This window comes from Nocardia alni, from assembly GCF_019038435.1.
Lineage (GTDB): Bacteria > Actinomycetota > Actinomycetes > Mycobacteriales > Mycobacteriaceae > Nocardia > Nocardia alni.
The window spans coordinates 22,624-28,685 of record NZ_JAGPOX010000126.1; the positions used below are offsets into that span (position 1 = coordinate 22,624).

General features: G+C 65.4%; 8 protein-coding genes and 1 pseudogene. 5 read left to right on the top strand and 4 right to left on the bottom strand.

The features are described 5' to 3' along the window. Positions 1 to 4: 4 nt before the first annotated feature. On the bottom strand, positions 5 to 754 hold the full coding sequence (locus JZ791_RS34285) for a class I SAM-dependent methyltransferase (protein WP_216900415.1): 750 nt from the start codon (positions 752 to 754) through the stop codon (positions 5 to 7). Positions 755 to 841: 87 nt separating this feature from the next. Between JZ791_RS34285 and JZ791_RS34290 the strand changes: the two are divergent. The 4 genes and pseudogenes from JZ791_RS34290 to sigJ all read left to right on the top strand — a co-directional run. Further along, positions 842 to 1,243, top strand: a pseudogene (locus tag JZ791_RS34290) (dienelactone hydrolase family protein); the annotation flags it as partial. A 59-nt stretch (positions 1,244 to 1,302) separates the two neighbouring features. After that, positions 1,303 to 1,716 (top strand): MerR family transcriptional regulator, encoded by a 414-nt coding sequence (locus JZ791_RS34295; protein ID WP_254206813.1) that lies wholly within the window; start codon positions 1,303 to 1,305, stop codon positions 1,714 to 1,716. Positions 1,717 to 1,787: 71 nt separating this feature from the next. Further along, entirely contained in the window at positions 1,788 to 2,339 is a 552-nt protein-coding gene (locus JZ791_RS34300; protein ID WP_216900417.1) for a carboxymuconolactone decarboxylase family protein, read from the top strand. Beyond that, on the top strand, positions 2,336 to 3,187 hold the full coding sequence (gene sigJ / locus JZ791_RS34305; protein ID WP_216900433.1) for an RNA polymerase sigma factor SigJ: 852 nt from the start codon (positions 2,336 to 2,338) through the stop codon (positions 3,185 to 3,187). The genes JZ791_RS34300 and sigJ overlap by 4 nt, the downstream gene beginning before the upstream one ends. 6 nt (positions 3,188 to 3,193) lie before the next feature. Here sigJ and JZ791_RS34310 read toward each other — a convergent pair whose 3' ends face one another. Beyond that, positions 3,194 to 3,478: a hypothetical protein gene (locus tag JZ791_RS34310; RefSeq protein ID WP_216900419.1), complete on the bottom strand. Its 285-nt coding sequence runs from the start codon at positions 3,476 to 3,478 to the stop codon at positions 3,194 to 3,196. Positions 3,479 to 3,693: 215 nt separating this feature from the next. On the opposite strand from JZ791_RS34310, the gene JZ791_RS34315 reads away from it, so the two are divergent. Then, a complete protein-coding gene (locus tag JZ791_RS34315) occupies positions 3,694 to 4,125 on the top strand; it encodes a nitroreductase family deazaflavin-dependent oxidoreductase (RefSeq protein ID WP_254206814.1) in 432 nt (143 codons plus the stop codon). An 82-nt stretch (positions 4,126 to 4,207) separates the two neighbouring features. Here JZ791_RS34315 and JZ791_RS34320 read toward each other — a convergent pair whose 3' ends face one another. Further along, positions 4,208 to 4,576, bottom strand: a complete 369-nt coding sequence (locus JZ791_RS34320) for a DUF397 domain-containing protein (RefSeq protein WP_216900422.1) — start codon at positions 4,574 to 4,576, stop codon at positions 4,208 to 4,210. Next, positions 4,573 to 5,442, bottom strand: a complete 870-nt coding sequence (locus tag JZ791_RS34325; RefSeq protein ID WP_216900424.1) for a helix-turn-helix domain-containing protein — start codon at positions 5,440 to 5,442, stop codon at positions 4,573 to 4,575. The genes JZ791_RS34320 and JZ791_RS34325 overlap by 4 nt, the downstream gene beginning before the upstream one ends. Positions 5,443 to 6,062: the final 620 nt, after the last annotated feature.

The following is a 6,062-nucleotide window of genomic DNA, read 5'->3' on the forward strand; positions in this document are numbered from 1 at the left end:
CTCGTCATACCTGTTCGGCACGCTCGAAGACGATGAGCGGGGTGACGTAATGCTCGACCACATGGCCGCCGAGGTCGTGCACGGCCCGGCCCGCTTCATCGGCTTCGGTGGCGGTCCAGTTGCTGAAAGTGGTGAACAGGTCACGGATCTGGTCGCTGCTCAGCTCGATGGTCCAGGAGAACTGCTCGACGTGGATGGTGACGAAGTACCCGGTTTCGGTCAATTGCCGGGCCCAGGCATCGATATCCGGTTCGGCGGCGGGCGACTGTGCCGAGAGGTCCCGGCGGGCGACGATCGCGGCAACTCGTTCCCGGAACGGCGTGACGGCGACGGACAGGTCGCCGTAGGTGTTCCACCACACGGCGAAATGACCACCGGGAACCAACGCGCGATGCAGTTTCGGCAGCACCACGTCCAAGTCGAACCAATGCACCGCCGTCGCCGCGACAGCAAGATCGAACGCCGCGGACGGCAACGGCGCGGTTTCGGCGCTGCCGACATGCACGGTCGCCTCCGGGCAGTGGAGGCGCAGGCGGGCGGCGAGAGCCGGGCCGGGCTCGACGACGGTGACCGAGGCGCCCGCCCGCAGCATCGGTCCGGTCGCCAGCCCGGTACCCGCCCCGAGTTCGATCACCCGGGTGCCGTATCGCAGTAACTCGTTGTCGCGCAGTCTGTCCCACAATGCCGCCGGGTACGGCGGTCGCGCACGGTCGTAGATCTCGGCATGCGCCTCGAAGTGCAGCGGATTCGGCATTCCACCCAGGCTAATCGGCTCGACCCGCGCGCACGGCGTCGAACCGGGACCTATTCGGCGAAGAATCGGCGCAGGTGGTCGGCGACGAGTTCGGGGTTCGCCCTGGCGACGGCCGTCGACGACCGTTTGATCGCTCCGGTGTTGTCCCAGCCCGGGCTGCCGCTGGGGTTCACCGCCCGGCAGAGGTGTTCGATCGACGTCTCTCCGGCCGACCTGGACCGCATCAAACAACGCTGCGCGGACGGACTTTCGGTCATGGGTTTGCGTTTTCGAGGCGACAAACGCTCTCCCGCGGAACGATTCACCTTCCTGCGTGAACAGCTCGGCGACGCCTTCACCGCCATCGAACTCGACGATTCCGCCGCGAACCCGGAGGGAGTCCTGAGTCCACACTCGGTCCTGACCGAACATCTCATCGACGAACCCGGCCAGCCGACCCAGGCCGCCCTTCATCAGGTGCTGGATTTCCTGCGCACTCGGCTGGAGTGAGAGCCAAGCTGCCGTGAAGGTGCGGACCTGGCGGTATGGTGAGGGAGAGGAGTCGATATATGAGCATCGCAGCCAGCCATATGACGATCGGTGAATTGTCGCGCCGCACAAACATTTCGGTGAAGGCGTTACGTGAATACACCGATCTCGGGTTGATTCATACACTGGGGCGTAGTCCCGCAGGATACCACCTCTACGATACCGAGGCGCTGTTGTGCGTGCGAAGCATCGTGGGCCTGCGCGACCTCGGCCTGACCGTCGCCGAGATCTGCCGCCTCACCGGCGGTGACGGCGGCGGGCGGACGATCGGCCAACGCCTGGCCGAACTCCTGGACCGGTCCCGTCGGCGACCGCATCGTCGGGTCATCGAATACCAGCAGATCCTCGACCCCGTCGACGACTTCGAGTACCGGTACGACTTCGCCGGGCCCGGCGATCTGCGTTGCGTCGATCGGTGCTCCCGGGGAATGTGAGGACAGCTGTCACATTCGCCGACCGCGCGGTGTCTTCATGTCGAACAGACACACCTCCCAGGGAGAAGACCATGACACCCCGCGTTCCGAAGGCCGAACTCGCAGCCGAACTCCGCGACAAGTTACTCGAGCAACTCGGCGCCGTGCCCGAGCCGGTCGAGGTGCTGTGGAACAACCCTAAGGTCGCCGCGACCAACGAGCAGTTCACGGCCGGCGTCGGCCAGTGGGATGCTGCCGACGCGAGCCTGAAGACGTTCGCGCACATGGCCGTTGCCGCACAGGTCGGCTGTAGCTGGTGCCTCGACGTCAACTATTTCCTGGCATTGAACCAGGAGCTGGACCTGGTCAAGGCAAGTCAGGTACCGCGCTGGCGGCAGTCGGAGGTCTTCACGCCGCTGGAGCGTGACGTGCTGGAATTCGCTGAGGCCATGACCAATACGCCGCCGACCGTCACCGACGAGCTGTCCGCACGTCTGCTCGACCGGCTCGGTCCGGCGGCGATGGTGGAACTCACGGTGATCGTCGGCTTCGCCAACATGGCAACCAGATGCAATACGGCACAGGGGATTACCTCGCAGGGATACTCCGACGCGTGCGCGATCCCGCTGGCGCCGACGGCATGACGGAGGACCCGTTCGTCGTCCATCGCAGCCTGCTGTTCACCGTCGCCTACGAAATGCTGGGCTCGGCAGCCGATGCCGAGGACGTGTTGCAGGAGTCCTGGCTGCGGTGGGCGGGCGTCGACCGGTCCGAGGTCCGCGATCCGCGGGGGTATCTGGTCCGGGCCGTCACCCGGCAGGCGCTCAACCAGTTGCGGACCAGATCGCGCAGCCGGGAGGACTATGTCGGGGAGTGGCTGCCGGAACCGCTGCTGACCAGCCCGGACGTCGCCGAGGATGTGGAGCTCGCGGAGAGCGTCTCGATCGCGATGCTGACCGTGCTCGAAACGCTCGGTCCGACCGAGCGCGCGGTCTTCGTGCTGCGCGAGGTCTTCGACGTGCCGCACGACGAGATCGCCGAGGCCGTGGGGAAGTCCGTGGCCGCGGTGCGGCAGATCGCGCGGCGCGCACGCGAACACGTCGCGGCGCGGCGACCGCGCGTGCCGGTGAGCCGGTCCGAACAGCAGGCCGTAGTGGAGCGGTTCCTGGCCGCGCTGCGCACCGGGAACCTGCGGGAGCTGCTGGATGTGATGGCGCCGGACGTGGTCCTGATCGCCGATGGCGGTGGAGTCGTGCCCGCCGCGGCGGCGCCGATCCACGGGGCCGAACGGGTGGCGAAGGTGCTCGTGCGCCCAGATCGGGTGGTTGTGGCGGTGTGGTTCAACGGCGCACCGGCGGGCCGGATCGAGGATGCCGGGCGGGTGGCCGCGATGAGCCTGCTGGTGGAGAACGGTCGCGTCACCCGAATCCACGCGATCGCCAACCCGCACAAGCTGACTCGGTTGGACGAACCGGCCGACCTTGCCAGGTAGCCGAACTCAGGTTTGGTGCTGTGAATCTTGCAGTGCGGCAAGGCTTCCAGCCAGGGCGCCCAAGCAGCTCGCGCGGACCTGGTCGCGCGTGAGGCTTCGGTGTTCGAGCCATTCCAGGCACAGGGTGTGCACGAACATCAGCCATGAGGTGACCACAGCGGACATGGCTTCGCGGTGGGGGCCGGACAAGCCCATGGCCGCGAGCATGACCTCGTGCATGGCGGCGTGGTCGCCGAACACGATCGCTTGCACGACCGGATCGCCGGCGAGCGCGCGATTGGCCGCAAGCACGGTGTTGCGGTTGGCGGCGAAAGGGCGGTCGGCTCACCGCGCTTCGAGCTGATCTCCGGGGATGCCCGGACTCGGGTCGAGCGGCAGCGAATTCACCCGCGCGGATGCTCGTGGTGTAGGTGAGGGTGGTGCCATCAGGGGAGGTCAGGGTCGCGCCGCCTCCATACGTCGATGGCGCGGGAATGAGGCGGGTGCGGGGAATGTTGTTCGTCATCATGGCTAGCGAATCCGCAGAACTCAGCCCCACGGCGTGGGTACAGGACCAGACGAAGACGATCCTCGAGACCGGGACCACCGACGGAGTCGAGGTAGTCGGCCTGCCGGTGGTGCTACTGACCCTTCGCGGCGCCAAGACCGGTAAGCTCCGTTACACCCCGGTGATGCGGGTGGAGCATCACGGCAGCTATGCGGTGGTGGCGTCCAAGGGCGGCGCGCCCGAGAACCCGACGTGGTACTACAACATCAAGGCGCACCCGGAGTTCCCGCTGCAGGACGGCACCGTAACCAAGGACTACGTCGCGCGTGAGGTCGAAGGCGCCGAACGAGCCGAGTGGTGGGCTCGGTCCGTGGCCGCGTATCCGCCCTACGCCGAGTATCAGGAGAAGACCGACCGGCAGATCCCGGTATTCGTGCTCGACCCGAAGTAGTTCCGAAGCCGCCTGACCCGCCGCCGCGAACAACGGTAGGCCACGGGTCTGTCTACGTGTTTTATAGGACGTCGACGCTGGGTCAGGCGGCGGCGAACTCGCCGGCGTGGATGCCGGAGGTGTAGGCGATCCACTCGGCCTGGGTGTAGGTCAGGGCGGTGCCGTCCGGGGAGGTCAGGGTTGCGCCGCCGTCCGGGTGGGTGGTGAGAGTGGGGAGGTTCGGAGCGGTGACGGCGTGGCCGAGGGCCAGGGCCAGGAATGCGGGCCAGGACATGGCGGGGATGGCGATGATCGGTTGTGCGGCAGGGGGGTTGGCGGGGTCGCGGAGGTATTTGCTATCACGGATCAGGACCGTGCCAGGGGTGAAGCGGACCTCGACGCAGCTGGCGGCGTCCTTGGAGAAGGATGACTTGAACCATGAACTGCCGTCGGTGGTCCGCTCCGTACTCATGTACCAGATCCTAGCTCGCGAGCTGTACGTTCGATCAGTTCGATGGAATCGTCTCTGCTGAGCGCCATGCCGAACGCGCTGTTGTAGAGATGATTGAGTTCGCGCACCTGCTGCTCATCCTCGATGATCTTGCCGAACGCCCCGTTCTCCGACCATGCCACGGTGGGTAGCAGCGGTGCGGTGAAGTCCAGCAGGTAGATCGTGGGTCCGCCGAGGACCAGGCATACAGGTGAGTCGAAGGGGATGATGCGGACATCGAGGGACTTCGGATAGTCGTTCAGAAGCCGGAGCAGATGTCGCAACTGTGCGCGTGCGACATCAACACCCCAGGGCTGCTGTAGCAATGCGGCTTGGTTGAGCATTGCGGTGAGATGCGGAGGCTCCGGTCCGAACAGGCGTTCCTGACGACGCAGGCGCGCTTCGGCCTGCTGATCCTGTTGTACCGGAGAACGGACGCCGATCGGCGAGTTCATAAGCGCGTGAACGTATTCCGGACATTGCAGGAGGCCGGGCATCAACACGCTCTCGTACACCCGGATCGCTTGCGCTCCGTACTCGAGGCCGTGCAGGCGGAGCAGGTCGTCGTTGAAGACCCCGGTATACCTGCTCCACCAGCCCCGGCTCTTGGCGATCGCGTGGATCGCGAGCAGTTCTTCTTGCTCGTCCTTGGGGAGTTCGAGCACATCCATGAGTGGACGTAACTTGTCCTCCGACATGAGATTTCGCTCGTTTTCGATGTGCGACAGATAGGCTGGCGACAGCCCCAGCTGCTTGGTGATCGCCGCAGGCATCAGACCGAGTTCCTCCCGGCGCTTGCGCAGCCGAATGGCGATCTCCCATCGGGCAACGATCGGTGAGCTGGGCATCTCTACCTCCACTAGATCAGTTGAGGCACATCGTACGTCAATCTATCCGTAATCTGACGCGTGTTTGCGTTCTAAAATATAGTGGCTAGAGTAGCGGTCGCAGCTGGAGCTGCTCTAGTCGCTCTGACGGATCACCCGCACACGACGGGCAGGCACAGCGGCGTTCGCTCCGACCCACCCAAGGATCACCAGGGGGATGGTTTTGCAACTTATGTCAGGCATCGAGGCACCGGCGGATCGCCTGTCCGCCTGGTACGTAGGCCCGAATCAATGGAATCTGCCCTGGCTACCGGAGCGGACGGTGTCCACGATCGTCGCGGTAGCAGCCATCTGCGCGGGTGAGGCACTCCGAAAGCGCCCGGCGTTCGACAGCCCGCAATGGGACCAAATCCATTTCGGCGCAGCAGCATTGGGCCTCTCAGCACAGGGCTTGGCCAAGATACTGAACATCCACTGCCCGATCCCTGCCCTCAGAGTGCCCACACGCGCCGGCGCGTGGATCCCACCCGGAGGCAACCGGTGACCACGATGGACGTACTCCCACCCAAGAAGGACCTCCTCGCCGCCTGCCGAGGCGAAGCCGAATACACCCACCCCCTCCCTGTCTCTTATCCACATCT

What these genes read in the sequence shown, in the direction of transcription:
- JZ791_RS34285 (WP_216900415.1), bottom strand. Translation starts at nt 754, where the DNA reads ATGCCGAATCCGCTGCACTTCGAGGCGCATGCCGAGATCTACGACCGT.
- JZ791_RS34295 (WP_254206813.1), top strand. Translation starts at nt 1,303, where the DNA reads ATGAGCATCGCAGCCAGCCATATGACGATCGGTGAATTGTCGCGCCGC.
- JZ791_RS34300 (WP_216900417.1), top strand. Translation starts at nt 1,788, where the DNA reads ATGACACCCCGCGTTCCGAAGGCCGAACTCGCAGCCGAACTCCGCGAC.
- sigJ (WP_216900433.1), top strand. Translation starts at nt 2,336, where the DNA reads ATGACGGAGGACCCGTTCGTCGTCCATCGCAGCCTGCTGTTCACCGTC.
- JZ791_RS34315 (WP_254206814.1), top strand. Translation starts at nt 3,694, where the DNA reads ATGGCTAGCGAATCCGCAGAACTCAGCCCCACGGCGTGGGTACAGGAC.
- JZ791_RS34320 (WP_216900422.1), bottom strand. Translation starts at nt 4,576, where the DNA reads ATGAGTACGGAGCGGACCACCGACGGCAGTTCATGGTTCAAGTCATCC.
- JZ791_RS34325 (WP_216900424.1), bottom strand. Translation starts at nt 5,442, where the DNA reads ATGCCCAGCTCACCGATCGTTGCCCGATGGGAGATCGCCATTCGGCTG.